Origin of the sequence: uncultured Winogradskyella sp., assembly GCF_937958655.1 — a bacterium.
GTDB lineage: Bacteria > Bacteroidota > Bacteroidia > Flavobacteriales > Flavobacteriaceae > Winogradskyella.
On the sequence record NZ_CALGNH010000070.1, the window covers coordinates 22402 to 40887 of the forward strand.

The 18486-nt window shown below is 34.8% G+C and carries 11 protein-coding genes and 1 riboswitch; of the genes, 7 read left to right on the forward strand and 4 right to left on the reverse strand.

The window, feature by feature from the left end; genetic code table 11:
- Nucleotides 1-26: 26 nt before the first annotated feature.
- Nucleotides 27-151: riboswitch (SAM riboswitch) on the reverse strand.
- Between the two features lie 104 nt (nt 152-255).
- Nucleotides 256-1806, reverse strand: coding sequence for a hypothetical protein (locus Q0800_RS12455; protein ID WP_299130319.1), 1551 nt, complete (start codon nt 1804-1806; stop codon nt 256-258).
- 145 nt (nt 1807-1951) lie between these two features.
- Between Q0800_RS12455 and Q0800_RS12460 the strand changes: the two genes are divergently transcribed.
- From Q0800_RS12460 to Q0800_RS12480, 5 genes are all read left to right on the forward strand, one after another.
- On the forward strand, nt 1952-3127 hold the full coding sequence (locus Q0800_RS12460; protein ID WP_299130294.1) for a 2-isopropylmalate synthase: 1176 nt from the start codon (nt 1952-1954) through the stop codon (nt 3125-3127).
- Nucleotides 3128-3206: 79 nt separating this feature from the next.
- The gene (gene leuC, locus Q0800_RS12465; RefSeq protein WP_299130296.1) at nt 3207-4595 is read left to right on the forward strand and encodes a 3-isopropylmalate dehydratase large subunit; all 1389 of its coding nucleotides are present in this window, start codon (nt 3207-3209) and stop codon (nt 4593-4595) included.
- A 78-nt stretch (nt 4596-4673) separates the two neighbouring features.
- Nucleotides 4674-5264 (forward strand): 3-isopropylmalate dehydratase small subunit, encoded by a 591-nt coding sequence (leuD, locus tag Q0800_RS12470; protein ID WP_299130300.1) that lies wholly within the window; start codon nt 4674-4676, stop codon nt 5262-5264.
- A gap of 7 nt (nt 5265-5271) precedes the next feature.
- On the forward strand, nt 5272-6390 hold the full coding sequence (gene leuB, locus Q0800_RS12475; RefSeq protein WP_299130303.1) for a 3-isopropylmalate dehydrogenase: 1119 nt from the start codon (nt 5272-5274) through the stop codon (nt 6388-6390).
- A gap of 162 nt (nt 6391-6552) precedes the next feature.
- The gene (locus Q0800_RS12480; protein WP_299130307.1) at nt 6553-9135 is read left to right on the forward strand and encodes a phosphoenolpyruvate carboxylase; all 2583 of its coding nucleotides are present in this window, start codon (nt 6553-6555) and stop codon (nt 9133-9135) included.
- 235 nt (nt 9136-9370) lie between these two features.
- Here Q0800_RS12480 and amt read toward each other — a convergent pair whose 3' ends face one another.
- From amt to Q0800_RS12495, 3 genes are read right to left on the reverse strand one after another with little or no spacing between them, the layout of a single operon-like run.
- A complete protein-coding gene (gene amt / locus Q0800_RS12485; RefSeq protein WP_299130309.1) occupies nt 9371-10597 on the reverse strand; it encodes an ammonium transporter in 1227 nt (408 codons plus the stop codon).
- A gap of 5 nt (nt 10598-10602) precedes the next feature.
- Nucleotides 10603-10941, reverse strand: coding sequence for a P-II family nitrogen regulator (locus Q0800_RS12490; protein ID WP_299130312.1), 339 nt, complete (start codon nt 10939-10941; stop codon nt 10603-10605).
- A 15-nt stretch (nt 10942-10956) separates the two neighbouring features.
- Nucleotides 10957-11997 (reverse strand): porin, encoded by a 1041-nt coding sequence (locus Q0800_RS12495; protein ID WP_299130314.1) that lies wholly within the window; start codon nt 11995-11997, stop codon nt 10957-10959.
- Between the two features lie 443 nt (nt 11998-12440).
- On the opposite strand from Q0800_RS12495, the gene gltB reads away from it, so the two are divergent.
- Nucleotides 12441-16955: a glutamate synthase large subunit gene (gene gltB, locus Q0800_RS12500; RefSeq protein WP_299130317.1), complete on the forward strand. Its 4515-nt coding sequence runs from the start codon at nt 12441-12443 to the stop codon at nt 16953-16955.
- Between the two features lie 212 nt (nt 16956-17167).
- On the forward strand, nt 17168-18486 hold a 1319-nt coding region (locus tag Q0800_RS12505), incomplete at its 3' end, for a glutamate synthase subunit beta (protein WP_299130322.1).

Consider the following 18486-nt stretch of genomic DNA (forward strand, 5'->3'; position numbering starts at 1 on the left):
CTAATTACAGATGGGCAATTAGTTATGAGTTATCTATCCAAATTTGCAAAAAATGACTTGCTTGTTTGGGTAGAATTTAGCACCTTCTCAGTAAATCTGAGGGTTGCTAAGGTTTCATCGGGTCTATTCCCTCCACCTTTCTTGATAACATTTCAGTAAGTGTTTTGAACTTTGTGAGTGCAAATATTGCGATACAAAACTTTAAAATCCAAATTTAATTTAATTTTTATGACTTTTTTTGTGAATTAAGAATACCTAGTTAGCGTTTTTTGTTAAATATTTATCTCTAATAACTTGCCCTACGGGTTTGTTTTCAATTTTACTTTCTAGCCAAGATATAATGTCTAGGTAAAGAAATGCTCTGCGCTCAAAAGGATGATCTTCGTATACTTTTAGTCGTTTATGCAGGTCTTTAAATGCATTTTTTAGATCTTGTGGGTAGATGTCTTGTAGACCACGAATAAACTTAATCATCTCTTTTTGCACTTCGTGCAGGTCATTCATTTTAATTAAAAACTTGTAAGTGCTTCTTAGAAGGGTGTCTAAATGATAATCTATACCTGCCTCATAATGTGCTACAAGATTTAAGACTCTAGAGAAGCATAGTAAGTCTTCGCGCATTGACAGCGTTCTGTTTGAAATAATTTTATTTAAATAAAAAATACATGCTTTATTATTACCCGCTCCAAAATGTAAACTTGCAAATTTGTAGTAAAATATCATTTTATGATGCGCATCAATTTTGTCATCATATACCTTTAAGTCATCTTCTATTCTAGGAATTAGCTCTAGCCCCTCATTAAAACTGCCATCAATAAAATGTTTGTTAACGTTATGAAAATTTGAATAAAGAAAGACTAAGGTTGCAACATTTTCATTTTTTATAAAGCTAGCTTTGTTTACTGTGTTTTCAAACACTGTAAGTTTTTTTGTAAACTTGTTTTTATCACCTATAAAGAAAAGAGTTTCTAAAAGGTAATTGTTACCTTTTAAAAAGAAAACAGGGTTTAGGCTTATCATATTTTTATTTTCATAAAATATATCCACCCATTTTTTTGCGTATTTGTAGCAGTTTAAAAAATCTTGCATCAAAAAACTATACCATAAATAGGTTCTGTATAGCCATAATTTTTCTCTAAATCCTAAGTCTTTTATCGTAAACATTGGCATTCTATTTTCAAAGAATGTTTTAATTTTTAAGGCTTCAGTTTCATTCTTTACGTAGCCTGTTTTTAGAATTATACTGTAAAGTTGAAGTGATAAATTAGATAATTGACTTGCAATTATGTTAAGATTGCTCAGTGTTTCGGCCTCTTGTATTAACTCATCTGCTCTAGTGTTAATACTCCTAGTGATGTATTGTGCTTCAATAACTTTTTCGAGTTCTACAATTTCAAAAGCCATATTCTTTTCTTCGTTAGCAAAGGCTAATTCTTTGGCTTTACCTAGTATTTTTAAACTCTGCTTGTATAAGCCTTTATGGTATAAAATGGATGCAAAATCGAGTTGTTCTCTAATTTGCGACCGTATATTTTGATGCGAAGGATTTAATTTTAAACTAATTAATATCTGCTTGTATAAATGCGCTTTAACATTAGCAAGTTGTTGTTTTTTTACAACATTATTTTTTAAAATTGATCGTTCATTGTAAACCTTAGCTTTATCTAACAGATTAAATAAATTTAAAAACTTAGAATCAGAGTTAACACCCAATCTCCCAACATAAAGTTTAAATTGGCGCTTCTCTGATTTTGTCAATGACTTTACAAGTGAAAATAAATTGTCTTTTTGGCCTTTAGTTGTCAACACTAAATTGGTTTATAGTTCTGGTAATCAGTTTTTTAAATTGCTAATATTATTTTGAACATCGTAAAATCATTTCAATGAAGAACTGGTAAAGTAAACTCAAAATATATATTCGTAAGACAATACTATAAATATATTTTGATATATGTCAAATAACAAGATACAAATCTTTGATACTACGCTAAGGGATGGAGAACAAGTTCCTGGTTGTAAGCTTAATACAGAGCAAAAAGTTATTATAGCTAAACAATTAGATGCTTTAGGTGTCGATGTTATCGAAGCTGGCTTCCCAGTTTCTAGTCCTGGCGACTTTAAATCGGTAGAAGCCATTTCTAAAATAGTAAAAAACGCTACGGTTTGTGGTTTAACACGTTCCGTAGAAAATGATATAAAAGTAGCTTCAGAGGCTTTAAAATATGCTGTAAAACCAAGAATCCACACAGGTATTGGTACTTCAGATTCGCACATTGTTCATAAGTTTAAAACGACAAAAGAAGCTATTTTAGAGCGTGCTTATGCTGCGGTAAAATACGCTAAGTCTTTTGTAGAGGATGTTGAGTTTTATGCTGAAGATGCTGGTAGAACAGATAATGAATATTTAGCTAGAGTTTGCGAAACTGCTATTAAAGCTGGTGCAACGGTTTTAAATATTCCTGATACAACAGGCTATTGTTTACCTAGTGAATATGGCGCCAAGATTAAATACCTTAAAGAAAATGTAAAAGGTATTGAAAAGGCGATTTTATCGTGTCATTGTCATAATGATTTAGGATTAGCAACGGCTAACTCTATTGAAGGTGTTATTAATGGTGCGCGCCAGATAGAATGTACAATAAATGGTATTGGAGAGCGTGCGGGTAATACGGCTTTAGAAGAAGTTGTTATGGTATTGAAGCAACATCCATATCTAAAATTAGACACCGATATTAATACCTCTATGTTATATGGTCTTAGCCAATTGGTCAGTGATAGTATGGGAATTTACACACAGCCTAATAAAGCTATAGTTGGTGCTAATGCTTTTGCACACAGTTCAGGTATTCATCAAGATGGAGTAATTAAGAACAGAGAAACTTATGAGATTATGGACCCAAAAGATGTAGGCGTTACCGAATCTGCAATTGTATTAACGGCGAGGAGTGGTAGAGCAGCTTTAGCGTATAGAGCTAAAAATGTAGGTTATGAATTAACCAAGTTACAATTAGATGAGGTATATGCTAACTTTTTACATTTTGCTGACCAAAAGAAAGAAATTAATGACAGTGATATACATGAGATTATTGAAACAAGTAAGGTTTACAAAGAAATTCTCTCTAATTAATAGTTGAAAACGAGCCCTTGGTTGATAAGACCAATTATGGCATGGTTACTAATAAAACTAATGATAACTAAATTCATTAATGACAACAAAAAAAACATTATTTGATAAAGTCTGGGATTCTCATGTGGTCAGTAGTATAGACAATGGGCCACAAATATTATACATAGACAAACATCTTATACACGAAGTAACGAGTCCGCAAGCTTTCAATGAATTGGAAGATCGCGGAATTCCTATTTTTAGACCAGATCAAATTCTGGCTACTGCAGATCATAACACACCAACATTAAACCAAGATCAACCTGTAAGAGATGTATTATCTCGTCAACAGTTAGAGCAGTTATCTAAAAATTGTAAAAAAAACAATATTACATTATATGAGTTAGGACATCAGTATAATGGAATTGTGCATGTAATGGCTCCCGAGTTAGGAGTGACGCAACCAGGGATTACCATGGTCTGTGGTGATAGTCATACCTCTACTCATGGTGCCTTTGGAGCTATTGCATTCGGTATAGGCACAAGCCAAGTGGCTCAAGTTTTTGCGAGTCAGTGCTTGTTGCTTACCAAACCTAAAAGTTTAAGGGTTACCGTTAATGGAAAATTGCAGCGTGGCGTCTTACCAAAAGATGTTATTTTATATATCATTTCAAAGCTAGGAACCAATTCAGGTACAGGCTATTTCTGCGAATATGCAGGGAATGTGTTTGAGGAAATGAGCATGGAAGGTCGTATGACAGTCTGTAATATGAGTATTGAAATGGGAGCACGTGGTGGTATGATTGCGCCAGATGAAACTACTTTTAACTATATTAAAGGCAGGAAGTTTGCGCCACAAGGCGAAGATTTTGAAAAGAAAGTTGCCTATTGGAAAACACTACCAACCGATGATGGTGCTCAATTTCATAAAGAGTACGTTTTTGACGCAGAAGATATAGAACCAATGGTTACCTATGGTACAAACCCAGGTATGGGTATAAAGATTTCTGAAACCATTCCTGTTGATGAAAACCCATCATTTAAAAAATCCTTAGCTTATATGAATTTTGAAGCTGGAGAAAGTTTAATAAACAAACCAATCAACTTTGTATTCATTGGAAGTTGCACCAATTCTAGGATTGAAGATTTTAGGGTTGCTGCCAACTACATAAAAGGAAAGAAAAAAGCAGCTAACGTTACAGCTTGGTTAGTGCCAGGAAGCAAACAAGTAGAAGCTCAAATTATAGAAGAAGGCTTAAAAGCTGTTTTTGATGAAGCAGGTTTTGAACTGCGTCAACCAGGATGCTCTGCATGTTTGGCCATGAATGATGATAAAATTCCGCAAGGTGAATACTGTGTGTCAACATCTAATAGAAATTTTGAAGGCCGACAAGGGCAGGGTTCAAGAACCATATTGGCCAGCCCATTAGTAGCTGCCGCTACAGCGGTTGAAGGGAAAATAATTGATATTACGAAACATTTAAATTAGTTTTATCCTGCAAGGTTTTTAAAACCTTGTAGGTATTTTATAAAAAATAAAGAGATACCCACTTACGTGGGCATTACTATGGAAAAATTTACAACATTACGGTCAACAGCAATTCCGTTAAACATTGAGAATGTAGATACAGACCAAATTATACCAGCACGGTTTTTAAAAGCAACCGATAAAAAAGGATTTGGCGATAATGTATTTAGAGATTGGAGATTTCATAAAGACGGCTCAGAAAACAAGGACTTTGTCTTAAATGACTCAAAATTTACAGGGAGTATATTAGTTGCAGGAGATAATTTTGGGTGTGGATCTAGTAGAGAACATGCAGCTTGGGCAATAGTAGGATACGGCTTTAAAGTTGTGGTGTCTAGTTTTTTTGCAGATATTTTTAAAGGCAATGCTTTAAACAATGGTCTGTTACCGGTACAAGTTTCAGAGGCATTTTTAAAAACGTTATTACATACAATTAAGGCGCATCCAGAAACTGAGATCGAGGTAAATCTTCAAAATCAAACCATTTCTATTGTAGGTTCAGAAGCTTCTGAGAATTTTGAAATTGATGCCTATAAGAAAACATGCATGATCAATGGATACGATGACATTGATTATCTCATAAATAACAAGAATTTAATTGAGGCTTTCGAAGCTCAGAAAATATATTAATTAGTTTATGAAATTAAGTATAGCAGTTTTACCAGGTGATGGTATAGGACCAGAAGTTACTAATCAGGCCATAAAAGCTTTAAAGGCAATTGCTTTAGAGTTTAATCACGATTTTAAGTTTACAAAAGCAGATGTAGGAGCAATTGCTATTGATAACTATAATAATCCTCTGCCAGATGAAACTTTGAATTTATGTAAATCTAGCGATGCTGTATTATTTGGAGCAATTGGTCACCCTAAGTATGATAATAATCCAGCTGCTAAAATACGTCCTGAACAAGGCTTGTTGAAACTAAGAAAGGAGTTAGGATTATATGCTAATATTAGACCTGTAAAAGCTTATGAAACTTTATTGGATAAATCTCCCTTAAAAAAGAACATTATTCAGGGTACAGATATCAGTATATATAGAGAGCTAACAGGAGGAATTTATTTTGGTGAAAAGCATTTGAGTGAAGACGGTAATGAAGCATCAGACTTATGTGTGTATTCACGTAATGAGATAGAGCGCATAACGCATTTGGCATTTCAGGCGGCACAAAATAGAAATAATAAAGTAACATTGGTAGATAAAGCTAATGTGCTAGAGAGTTCAAGATTATGGAGAAAAGTAGTGGGTGAAGTAGCTGCGCAGTACAGTGATGTAGATTTAGACTTTTTATTTGTAGACAACGCAGCAATGCAAATGATATTAAACCCAAAACAGTTTGATGTTATTTTAACTGAGAATATGTTTGGAGATATTATTAGTGATGAAGCAAGTGTTATAGGTGGCTCAATTGGGCTATTAGCATCGGCTTCCGTTGGCGATAAGTATGCCATGTTTGAGCCTATTCATGGATCATTCCCTCAAGCAACAGGTAAAGGTATAGCCAACCCAATTGCATCTATCTTATCTGCGGCAATGCTATTAGATCATTTTGAATTATTGAGCGAGGCCGAATTAATTAGATTGGCGGTAGAAAAGTCTTTAAAATTAGATATTACAACACCAGATATTAATACAAAGTTTGAAAACGTTACCACAAGTAGAGTAGGTGAATTTATTGAAGACTTTATTAGTAATCCTAACGAAACAAATTTAAATTTTACGAATATTCATTTGGGGCAGTCCACCATCATATAATGATAAAAAAAAGCATTACTAAAATTATATTTTTTATAGCTTTAATTTTAAGTATGTTTAATTTTATGAGCCCTATTTATTGAAACCGTAATATTAATGAGTCGGTGATTTCTTTTGTTAAGACTTCACTACCTTTATAAATTCTAAATAGAATAATTTATAATGTCTACACAACCAAAACTTACAAGGTTTAATCAAAATGTATTGTCTAAATATCAGATATACAACAGTATATTTATGACCTTACCATTTGATACAATTACTAAAACAGGTGTTTTATTGCCTTTGTTTCATGAGACGTGTCAAAAAGGATTTGAAAACAAAGATGATCCTACAACAATTGTTGATACGTTTTTTGAAAAATATCAAGCAAGGAGATCTGCTAAAAGTCAGATCAATTTATTATTCAGGTTTATTCAATATATAGAGCGCCAAGTTGTTTTGTTTGATGCTATTGAAGATGCTGCTTTCCCTGTTGTAAATAACATGGATGGTATTGGGACGCTAAGAAGTTTAAAAGAGTCGGTAACAAAAGATAATAAACTAGATACATTAAAAAAGTATTTAGAAGAGTTTAAAGTTAGGATTGTTTTAACGGCTCATCCAACACAATTTTATCCAGGTTCGGTGTTAGGAATTATTACCGATTTAACAGAAGCTATAAGAGAAAATGATTTATTAAGAATTAATAATTTATTAGCGCAACTTGGCAAGACTCCTTTCTTTAAACACAAAAAGCCAACCCCTTACGATGAAGCTGTAAGCTTAATTTGGTATTTAGAAAATGTGTTTTATGAATCCTTCGGAAAAATTTACGATTACATTCAGCAAAACATATTTGATGGTGAGCAAATTGAAAATGATATTATAAACATAGGCTTTTGGCCAGGTGGTGACAGAGATGGTAACCCATTTGTAACACCACAAATAACACTTAATGTTGCAGAACGTTTGCATGCAACGGTTATAAAAAATTATTATAGAGATGCGCGTCGCTTAAGACGAAAACTAACCTTTGTTGGTGTAGAAGAGCGCATTGTTGCTTTAGAAACAGAACTTTGGAAGATAATTACCAATAAACCATCTAATTTAACAGTTGAGCATTTTGCTTCAGAAATGAAAGTCATTAAGGATTTACTTATAGATAATCATAAGTCACTTTATGTTTCAGAAGTAAATAGTTTGCTTAATAAAATACACCTGTTTGGTTTTCATTTTGCTAACCTAGATATAAGACAAGATAGTCGTAAGCATAACCAATTCTTCAGTGATATGGTTAATGCATTAATAGAAAGTGGAAGCGATATTTTCCCAAAAAATTATCATGACTTATCAGAAGAGGAACAAGTACAATTATTATCTAAGGTAAAAGGTAAGGTTGATTTATCTCTAATTAAAGATGAAGAAACGCTTAAAGCTTTAAATACAATGAAAGCTATTAAGACCATACAAGGTAATAATGGTGAGAAAGCTGCTAACCGCTACATTATTAGTAACAATCAAACAACGCTTAATGTTATGCAGTTGTTTGCAATGTTAAAGTTAGTGGCATTTCAAGATGAATTAACTGTAGACATAGGACCACTTTTTGAAACCGTAACCGATTTGCAAAATGCACCTAAGGTTATGGAAGATTTGTATTCAAATCCAGAATATGCCAAGCATTTAAAATCTAGAGGTAATAGACAAACCATTATGTTAGGTTTTAGTGATGGTACCAAAGATGGAGGTTATCTAATGGCCAATTGGGCAATATACAGAGCAAAAGAGAACTTAACGGCAGTGTCTAGAAAGTATGGTGTTACAGTAATTTTCTTTGATGGTCGTGGTGGGCCACCAGCACGTGGTGGCGGTAAAACACACAATTTTTATGCGTCTCTTGGTCCAACTATAGAAGATAAAGAAGTACAGTTAACCATACAGGGACAAACCATTAGTTCTAATTTCGGAACCTTAGAATCCTCGCAGTATAATCTAGAGCAATTAATTAGTTCTGGTATTCATAACAGTATAAGTGATACAGATTTAAGTATGCTTCCAGAAAATAGAGAAGTAATGAACGATTTGTCAGAACGTAGTTATAAGGCTTACTCAGATTTTAAAGCGCATCCTAAGTTTATATCCTATTTAGAGCATATGAGTACACTTAAGTATTATGCTAAAACTAATATAGGAAGTCGTCCGTCTAAGCGTGGTAAGTCCGATAGTTTAGTGTTCGAAGATCTAAGAGCCATTCCGTTTGTGGGGTCTTGGAGTCAGTTAAAACAAAATGTACCTGGCTTTTTTGGAGTTGGTACAGCGTTAAAACATTATGAAGATGCTGGGGAATTTAAAAAAGTACAACACTTATTTAAAACATCAGATTTCTTTAAAACGTTGATAGAAAATAGTATGATGTCGCTCTCTAAATCATTCTTTGATTTAACGCGGTACATGTCAGAAGATCCTGAGTATGGAGATTTCTGGAAAATTATTTATAACGAATACGAAACCTCAAAGCGCCTCATTTTAAAACTTACAGGCTATAAAGAGTTGATGCAAGAGGAGCCAGCGGGTAAAGCATCTATTGCTGTAAGAGAATCTATAGTGTTGCCATTGTTAACGATTCAGCAATATGCGCTAAAGAAGATTCAGGAGTTAGAAAAAGCTGGAGTAAAACCAGATGATGAGCAAATGAAGATTTTTGCAAGTATGGTTACACGTTCGTTGTTTGGTAACATAAATGCGAGTAGAAACTCAGCATAAATAATCCTTACGAGTTCGTAAGACTTTTATATTAATAGCAATAAGCCTACTAAACTTAAATTTAGTAGGTTTTTTTATGGGTTTATAGGTGTGTATGAGTTGGGTTGTAGGTTTTACGTTTTGTAATTCTAAAGACTATTAATTTTTAATGAGCATATTAAAAAACCCTCTAGGAAATTTCCTAGAGGGTTAACTAACAAAAAGTCTTGATTAATAGCTAATCAATTCTAATTTTTTAGTGTTCATTCATTCTAAAATCTGAATAAGCACTCATACCATGTTCATGTTTATCTAAACCTTCTAGTTCTTCGCGTTCAGAAACTCTAATACCAACCGTTTTCTTTAGTACGAATATGATTAGGAAAGATGATACTAAACAGAAGCCAGCGTAACAAGCAACACCTGTTAATTGAATTAAAAATGTGTGTTCTGGGTTAGTAGAAAAGATACCTACTGCTAAAGTTCCCCAAATTCCACAAATTAAATGTACAGCTATAGCTCCAACAGGATCATCTAATTTTAAGTTGTCAATAAAACTAACAGCAAAAACAATTAGTACACCTGCAATGGCTCCAATTATAATAGCGCTTTCTGGCGTCATAACATCTGCACCAGCTGTTATACCAACTAAACCACCTAAAATACCATTTAAAAACATAGTTAAATCTAAGTTTTTAAATTTAATAAAGGATACAATTGCAGCAACAACACCACCAGCAGCGGCAGCTAAGCAAGTTGTAACTAAAGTTAAAGATGTTAATTCAGGATCTGCTGAAAGTACTGAACCTCCATTAAAACCAAACCATCCTAACCATAGGATTAAAACGCCTGCTGTTGCTAATGGAATATTATGTCCAGGTATAGCCTGTACTTTACCGTCTTTAAATTTACCAGTACGAGCACCCAATAAATATACAGCAACTAACGCTGCCCATCCACCAACTGAATGTACTAGAGTAGAACCTGCAAAATCATAAAAACCTAATTGATCTAAAAATCCACCTCCCCATTTCCATGAGCCAGCAATAGGGTAAACTAAGCCTACATAGATTACAGTAAATATCATAAATGGTCCAATTTTCATACGTTCTGCAACGGCTCCAGAAACAATAGTTGCTGCTGTAGCTGCAAACATTCCTTGAAATAAGAAGTCAGTCCACCAAGTGTATCCTCCGTCTGCGTATTCTGCTGTCATTCCGTTTTCCGGTGCTGCAATACCAAAACCTGCAAAATCAATAATGCCTGCAGAGCCTTCAGCAAAGCCTGGGTACATAAGATTAAATCCTCCGATGTAGTACAATAATAAACCAACAGTGATTATAAATATATTCTTAAATAATATGTTAATTGTATTTTTTTGTCGTGTTAACCCAATTTCTAAAAATGCAAATCCAGTATGCATAAAGAAAACGAGCGCTGTACAGATCATCATCCATACATTATTTGTTGTAAGTAATTCCATTAGTTTTATTTTAAAGTTTGTCCTCCTTTTTCGCCTGTTCGTATTCTGTAGACTTCATCAATGTGCGATACAAAGATTTTACCGTCTCCTACATCACCTGTAGCGGCCGATTCGATTATAGTTTTTATTGTAATATCTTCAAAGTCGTCATTAACCACTATAGATAAATAGCGTCTTTGAATATCGCTTGTGCTGTAAGACACACCTCTATAAACATGACCTTCTTTTTCATTTCCAAGTCCGGTAACATCCCAATAGGAAAAGAAATTTACACCAACTTCGTGAAGGGCTTTTTTTACTGTAGAAAATTTAGATTTTCTAATAATTGCTTCAACTTTTTTCATTGTTTTATGTATTAGTTAGAATTTATAAACAGCCGCTAATAAGAAAGAACCTAAACTCTTAGTTGCTGCTAAGTCGTTATCGATAAAGGCATCGTCAGAGGCACTATCTAATCTAATTTCTGGTTTAATAATTAAGCTATCTTCAATAGTAAAACTACCTGTTAATGTTGCAGCAAATACGCTACTATCGTCAACACCAGATCCTATAGCACCAAAGTTTCCGTCTTCAGCAAAGTACTCTCCTCTTAATCCAAGAGCAAAAGTATCTGATACTGTATATTGAGGGTAAAGGGCAGCACCAACAAATCCACCTGCATCGTCTTCTAAGCTTAAATACGCAGCATTAATTCCTAAGAAAAAGTCATCAGACAAATCAAATCCACCTGTAAAGTCAATCTCAAAGAAAGAAGGATCGTATAATACATTTAAGAATTGGTCTTTGTATCCTAACTGTGCACCAGCAGCATAATCTCCTGTTGGGTTAAATTCAGTAAGGTCAGTGTCATTAAATACACCTAACATAAGGCTTAAGTCATCCGATAACGCAAAATCAGCTTTTAAACCTGTATGGCTAAAGGGACCATAAGAGAAAAGGTAAGATGTACTGTAGTTAAAATTAGCTACTGGCGAAATAACTTCGTAACCTAAAAACGTATTGAAGTTACCAAGCGTAAGCGTTACAGATTCGCTAACATTCCAGTATGCATATAATTGGTTAACGATGTTACCTGTAGAGATTGTGCTACTCGTAGGACCTACCATAGGTGAGTTAAAGATGGCATCAGTTCCTCTAGGGCCAAAAACTAAATCAGCAACAAAACCAACTTTTTCGCCTTCATAAGACGCTACAAGATTAGCCATGCCTAAGGCAAAACCAGGTAAATTAGCAAAAGATGATCCTGGGGCAATGGCATTTTCATCATTAGGAGCCGTTAAGTTTGCTCTATAATAAGCGTCTATACTTCCACTAAAGTTAAACGATTTCTTTTCCTCTTCTTCTTGTGCGAATAAAGAAAATGCAAAAGTGAACATACAAAGGGTAATAATTTTTTTCATAATTCTTAATAGTTAAAAATGTTATTTAGCCCACAAATCTTCTTAATTTATTTTAGACCCCCAAAAAAAATAGGGTATTAATTTAATTTTTGTGATAAAACCATTTTATACCCTAAAATCTTTGGGGTTTTTATTTTTTTACGACATTTTTTGGAATATCTGTAATCCAAAAATTGAGATTTTTCAATTTATTTCTTTCTGAATTTTAATTATTCTCAATTTAAAAGGGAGCTCTAAATCGTTTTCGTAATATTTAAGATTTATTTAAGTAAATCGTAATCTTGAGTATTATTCATTTTATGGCTAAAAAATTATCATATTTCTATTTAAAATCTGCTTAATTACTGATATGGGAAAAGTTTTTTTCCTTTTTTTTTAATCGAATTCTTACCCATATATTAGAGGTATAATATGGGGCTAAAAACCTCAAAATTTTCTGAATTATGCTGAAGAATCAAGGGCTTTATTTACCAGAATTTGAACACGAAAATTGTGGTGCCGGATTTATATGTAATCTTAAAGGTGAAAAGACCAACCAAATTATACATGATGCCCTAGAAATTCTTGTAAAACTAGAACACAGAGGAGGTGTTAGTGCAGATGGTAAAACAGGTGATGGTGCAGGTCTGTTAATAGATATTCCTCATACCTTTTTTAGGCGAGTTTGTGGTTTTGATGTGCCTGTAAAAGGTAAATATGCTGTGGGTATGGTATTTTTACCAAAGAACACCAACCAGTATAAATTTTGTAAGACAACTTTTGAAAACGAAATTCTTGCGCAAGGACTTTCTGTTATTGGTTGGAGAGAAGTGCCTGTAGATTCTACCCAATTGGGTGAAATTGCCTTAGCATCAGAACCTAATATAGAGCAACTTTTTGTTGGTAAATCAAATGAAATATCCGAGGAAGATTTTAATGCAAAACTTTATGCTGCACGTAAAATAACCGAGCATACCATCAGAAAATCTAAGATGTCGCAAAGCGCTTATTTTTATGTTTCAAGTTTATCAATGAATACGCTGATATATAAAGGTATTATTATGCCAGAAGATATTGGACGCTATTATAAAGATTTACAAGAAGATGATTTGGTAACACGCTTAGCTTTAGTGCATCAGCGTTTTTCTACCAATACAATGCCAACTTGGGAGCTAGCGCAACCTTTCCGATTTATGTGTCAGAATGGTGAAATTAATACACTACGAGGTAACGTAAGTCGTATGCGTGTGCGCGAGGAGATTATGAAAAGTGATGTCTTTGGGCCGCAAATAGAGAAGTTATTCCCTATTATTTTACCAGGAAAATCAGACTCTGCCTCTATGGATATGGTTGTAGAATTATTAACACACACAGGGCGTTCTTTACCAGAAGTAATGATGATGATGATACCAGAAGCATGGGAAAAGCATAAGACCATGTCACCAGAGCGTAAAGCATTTTACGAGTATAATGCTTGTATTATGGAGCCTTGGGATGGCCCAGCTTCAGTCCCTTTTACAGACGGTAATTACATAGGTGCGTTGTTAGATAGAAACGGCTTACGTCCGTCTCGCTATACGGTTACTAAAAGTGGTAAACTCATTATGTCATCAGAAATTGGAGTGGTAGATATAGAGCCAGAGGATATAGAAAGTCATGGTCGTTTAGAGCCAGGCAAAATGTTCTTGGTAGATATGAACCAAGGCCGTATAATTAATGACGAAGAAATTAAGAGTAAGATTGTAAAAGAGAGACCTTATCAAAAATGGTTAGATAAAACTAGGTTACATCTTAAAGATATTCCGTACACAGGGACAAGTTGCCCTGTAGAAACCCTAGATATAAAAACAAGACAACGTTTATTTAACTATACGTTCGAGGATATTCAAGAAGTCATTACACCAATGGCACAAAAGGCTAAAGAAGCCTTAGGCTCAATGGGAATAGATACGCCTTTAGCGGTTTTATCGAGTAAACCTCAATTAATCTCTAACTATTTTAAGCAATTATTTGCACAGGTAACCAATCCGCCTTTAGATGGTATTAGAGAAGAAATTGTAACCGATATTAGCCTATCTTTAGGTAAGGATAGGAATATTTTTAGCATAACAGAACGTCAATGCAGGAAATTAAAAATTCAGAATCCTGTTATTTCAAATGACGACTTAGAAAAAATCAGAAACATAACAGTAGAAAGCTTTAAAGCCGAAACTATTGAGATGTTATATGCCAAAGACCAAGGGCTTAACGGGCTTGAAGATGCTTTAGATCATATCATTATTCAAATTGAAAAGGCCTTAGATCGCAAGACCAATATCATTATTCTATCAGATCGAGGAGTAAGCAAAGAAAAAGCACCAATCCCTGCATTGTTAGCCTGTTCTTACGTTAACCATCAGATGAACCGTTTACGCAAGCGTTCTTATTTTGACATTATTATAGAATCTGCTGAGCCAAGAGAGCCACATCATTTTGCTACTCTATTTGGTTATGGTGCTAGTGCTGTAAACCCTTATATGGTGAATGAAATCATTAGAATGCAAGTTAAAGATGGCTTCATTACAGATATGGATGAGCAACAAGCCGTTGATAATTTCAATAAAGCAATAGGGAAAGGCATTTTAAAGGTGATGAATAAAATAGGCATCTCAACCTTACATTCTTACAGAGGTTCTCAGATTTTTGAAATCGTAGGTTTTAATTCTCAATTTGTAGAAAAATACTTCCCATATACCACTTCAAGAATTGAGGGTATAGGTTTATATGAAATTGAAAAAGAGATAGATAAGCGTTACAAATACGCCTATCCAGATAAGCAAATAGACAAGCGTTTAGGTTTAAATATTGGTGGCGATTACAGATGGAGACGTAATGGAGAGCGTCACTTGTTTAATCCAACAACGGTAGCTAAACTTCAACAAGCCGTGAGATTGAGTGACCAGAAGAGTTATGACGTGTATGCAAAAAACATTAATGAACAATCAAAAAACTTAATGACCATTCGTGGGTTATTTGAGTTTAATAATATCGATCCTATTCCTATTGAAGAAGTAGAACCTTGGACCGAAATTGTAAAGCGTTTTAAAACAGGAGCGATGTCTTACGGTTCTATTTCTCGTGAAGCACACGAAAATTTAGCCATTGCGATGAACCGAATTGGTGGTAAATCTAACTCAGGAGAGGGTGGAGAGGATCGTAATCGTTTTCAACCAGATGCTAATGGAGATAGCAGAAACTCTGCGATTAAACAAGTGGCTTCTGGGCGTTTTGGTGTTACATCGCATTATTTAACTAACGCCAAGGAAATTCAAATAAAAATGGCACAAGGAGCAAAGCCTGGAGAGGGTGGTCAGTTACCAGGTGAGAAAGTATTACCTTGGATTGCTGCAGCACGTAACTCAACACCATTTGTTGGTTTAATTTCACCACCACCACATCACGATATTTACTCTATTGAAGATTTAGCACAATTAATTTACGATTTAAAGAATGCAAATCGCGATGCTAGAATCAATGTAAAACTAGTGTCAGAAGTTGGTGTTGGTACCATTGCGGCAGGTGTTGCAAAAGCCAAGGCAGATGTGGTGTTAATTTCGGGTTATGATGGCGGTACAGGTGCCTCACCATTAACCTCATTAAAACATGCTGGCTTACCTTGGGAACTTGGTTTAGCAGAGGCACAACAAACCTTAGTGCTTAATAATTTGAGAAGCCGAATTGTAGTAGAGTGTGATGGCCAATTAAAAACCGGTAGAGATGTTGCTATAGCAGCGTTGTTAGGTGCTGAAGAATTCGGATTTGCAACAGCACCTTTAGTAGCTTCAGGTTGTATAATGATGCGTAAGTGTCATTTAAATACCTGTCCTGTAGGTATCGCAACCCAAGATAAAGAGTTGCGTAAAAACTTTAAAGGCACACCAGAGCATGTCATTAATTTCTTCTACTATATTGCAGAAGAATTAAGAGGTATTATGGCAGAGTTAGGATTTAGAACCATGTCGGAAATGATCGGTCAAACACAGAAAATAAATGCCAATAAAGCCATAGATCATTACAAAGCAAAAGGTTTAGACCTATCTTCAATATTACATAGACCAGCAGAATATCATCAGATGACGGTTAAGAATACTGAAAAGCAAGACCATAATATTGATGATGTGCTAGATTTCCAAATTCTTAAAGATTCACATCGTGCTCTATATAGAAAGGAGCAAATGAATTTGTCCTATCCAATAAAGAATACAAACCGAACGGTAGGAGCCATTGTGAGTAATGAGATTTCAAAAATATATGGGCATTTAGGCCTGCCAGAAGATACATTGAATATCAATTTTGAAGGCTCAGCAGGTCAGAGTTTTGGCGCTTTTGGAGCTCATGGATTAAGCTTTATCCTCGACGGAAATACGAATGATTATTTAGGTAAAGGTTTATCTGGCGCCAAGTTAATTGTAAAGAAACCAGCTAAGGCAGATTTCTTAGCTGAGAATAATATTATTGTAGGTAATGTTTGTCTTTTTGGAGCTGTTGAAGGTGAAGCTTACATTAACGGAATAGCAGGAGAGCGTTTTGCTGTAAGAAACTCTGGAGCTACAGCCGTCGTAGAAGGTGTTGGTGACCATTGCTGTGAGTATATGACAGGTGGAAAAGTAGTAGTGCTTGGTAAAACAGGACGAAACTTTGCGGCTGGTATGAGTGGTGGTATCGCTTACGTTTACGATCCAGAAAACAAATTTGTAAATGGCTTATGTAATACTGAAACCATTGAATTTGAAAAGATCCTTAAGAAAGACGCTAACGAATTAAAAGCATTGATTGAGAAGCATGTGAAATACACAAAAAGTAATAGAGGCTCTGAATTATTAGCAGATTGGGAGACGAGTTTAAATCATTTTGTCAAAGTAATGCCAACGGAATACAAGCGTGCATTGAAACGTTTAGAGACTGAAGAACAAATGGTTGAGGCATTAGAAGTTGTATAGTAGAAAAATTTTAAAAACACCCCTAAAGTCCCCTTAAGGGGACAGTAGTTAAGAAGTTTGTTTACCGGATTGTCCCTTTGAGGGGACTTTAGGGGTCTAAAAACTATAACGTATATTTTGCGAGGTTGCAAAAACCTTACAAGATTGAAACAATTAAAATTAGAAAGTTAGATAATCCCGAAATCGTCGGGACTGCTTTCGCAGTAATAGAAATGGGAAAAGTAACAGGTTTTAAAGAATTCGAAAGAAAAGACGAAAAGTATAAGCCAGTAAAGGATCGTGTAAAACATTACAAAGAATTTACGGTACCGCTTAATGATAAGGATATGACCGAACAAGGATCGCGTTGTATGGATTGTGGAATTCCATTTTGTCATAGTGGTTGTCCGCTAGGGAATTTAATTCCAGATTTTAACCATATGGTACATCAAGGTGAGTGGCAAAAAGCGTCTTGGATATTACATTCCACCAATAACTTTCCAGAATTTACAGGACGTTTATGTCCTGCTCCATGCGAGCAAGCTTGTGTTTTAGGCCTTATTGAAGATCCAGTTTCTATAGAAAACATTGAAAAAAATATTGTTGAGCGTGCGTTTAAAGAAGGTTGGATTAAACCACAACCACCAAAAACAAGAACAGGGAAAACGATTGCAGTTGTAGGTTCTGGTCCTGCTGGTTTAGCTGCAGCACAACAATTAAACAGAGCTGGTCATACCGTCACCGTTTTTGAACGCGATGATGCTATTGGTGGCCTATTGCGTTACGGCATTCCTAATTTTAAAATGGAAAAGGAGATTATAGATCGTCGTTTAGCGATTCTTGAAGCCGAAGGCATTGTATTTAAAACCAACGTCAATGTAGGTGTGAACTATGATGTTGAAGATTTAAAAAAGTTTGATGCCGTTGTACTTTGTGGTGGAGCAACCGAAAGACGAAGTCTGCCAACACCAGGAATTGATGCTGATGGAGTGGTACAAGCTATGGATTTTTTAACCCAACAAACCAAAGTGGTGTTTGGACAGAAGGTAAAAGACCAAGTACTAGCAACAGATAAAAATGTGATTGTTATTGGTGGTGGAGATACAGGAAGTGATTGTATTGGTACATCGAATCGACAAGGAGCAAAGTCTGTAGTTAATTTTGAAATTATGCCAAAACCACCAGGACATCGTTCACCAGCGACACCATGGCCTTATTGGCCGTTGCAGTTAAAAACATCATCGTCTCATAAAGAAGGTGTAGAACGTAATTGGTTGATTAACACTAAAGAATTTGTAACGGATAAAAATGGAAAATTGACTGCTCTAAAAACGGTGCATGTAGAATGGGAAATGGTTCCTGGTGAGCGACCTAAATTAATAGAAATTGCTGGTACAGAAAAAACGTGGCCATGTGATTTAGCCTTATTAGCACTTGGTTTTACGGGTCCAGAATCGACATTAGCAGATAAGTTAGGATTAGAGAAAGATGTACGATCAAACTATAAAGCCGAATACGGAAAGTATCAAACCAACATTCCAAACATCTTTAC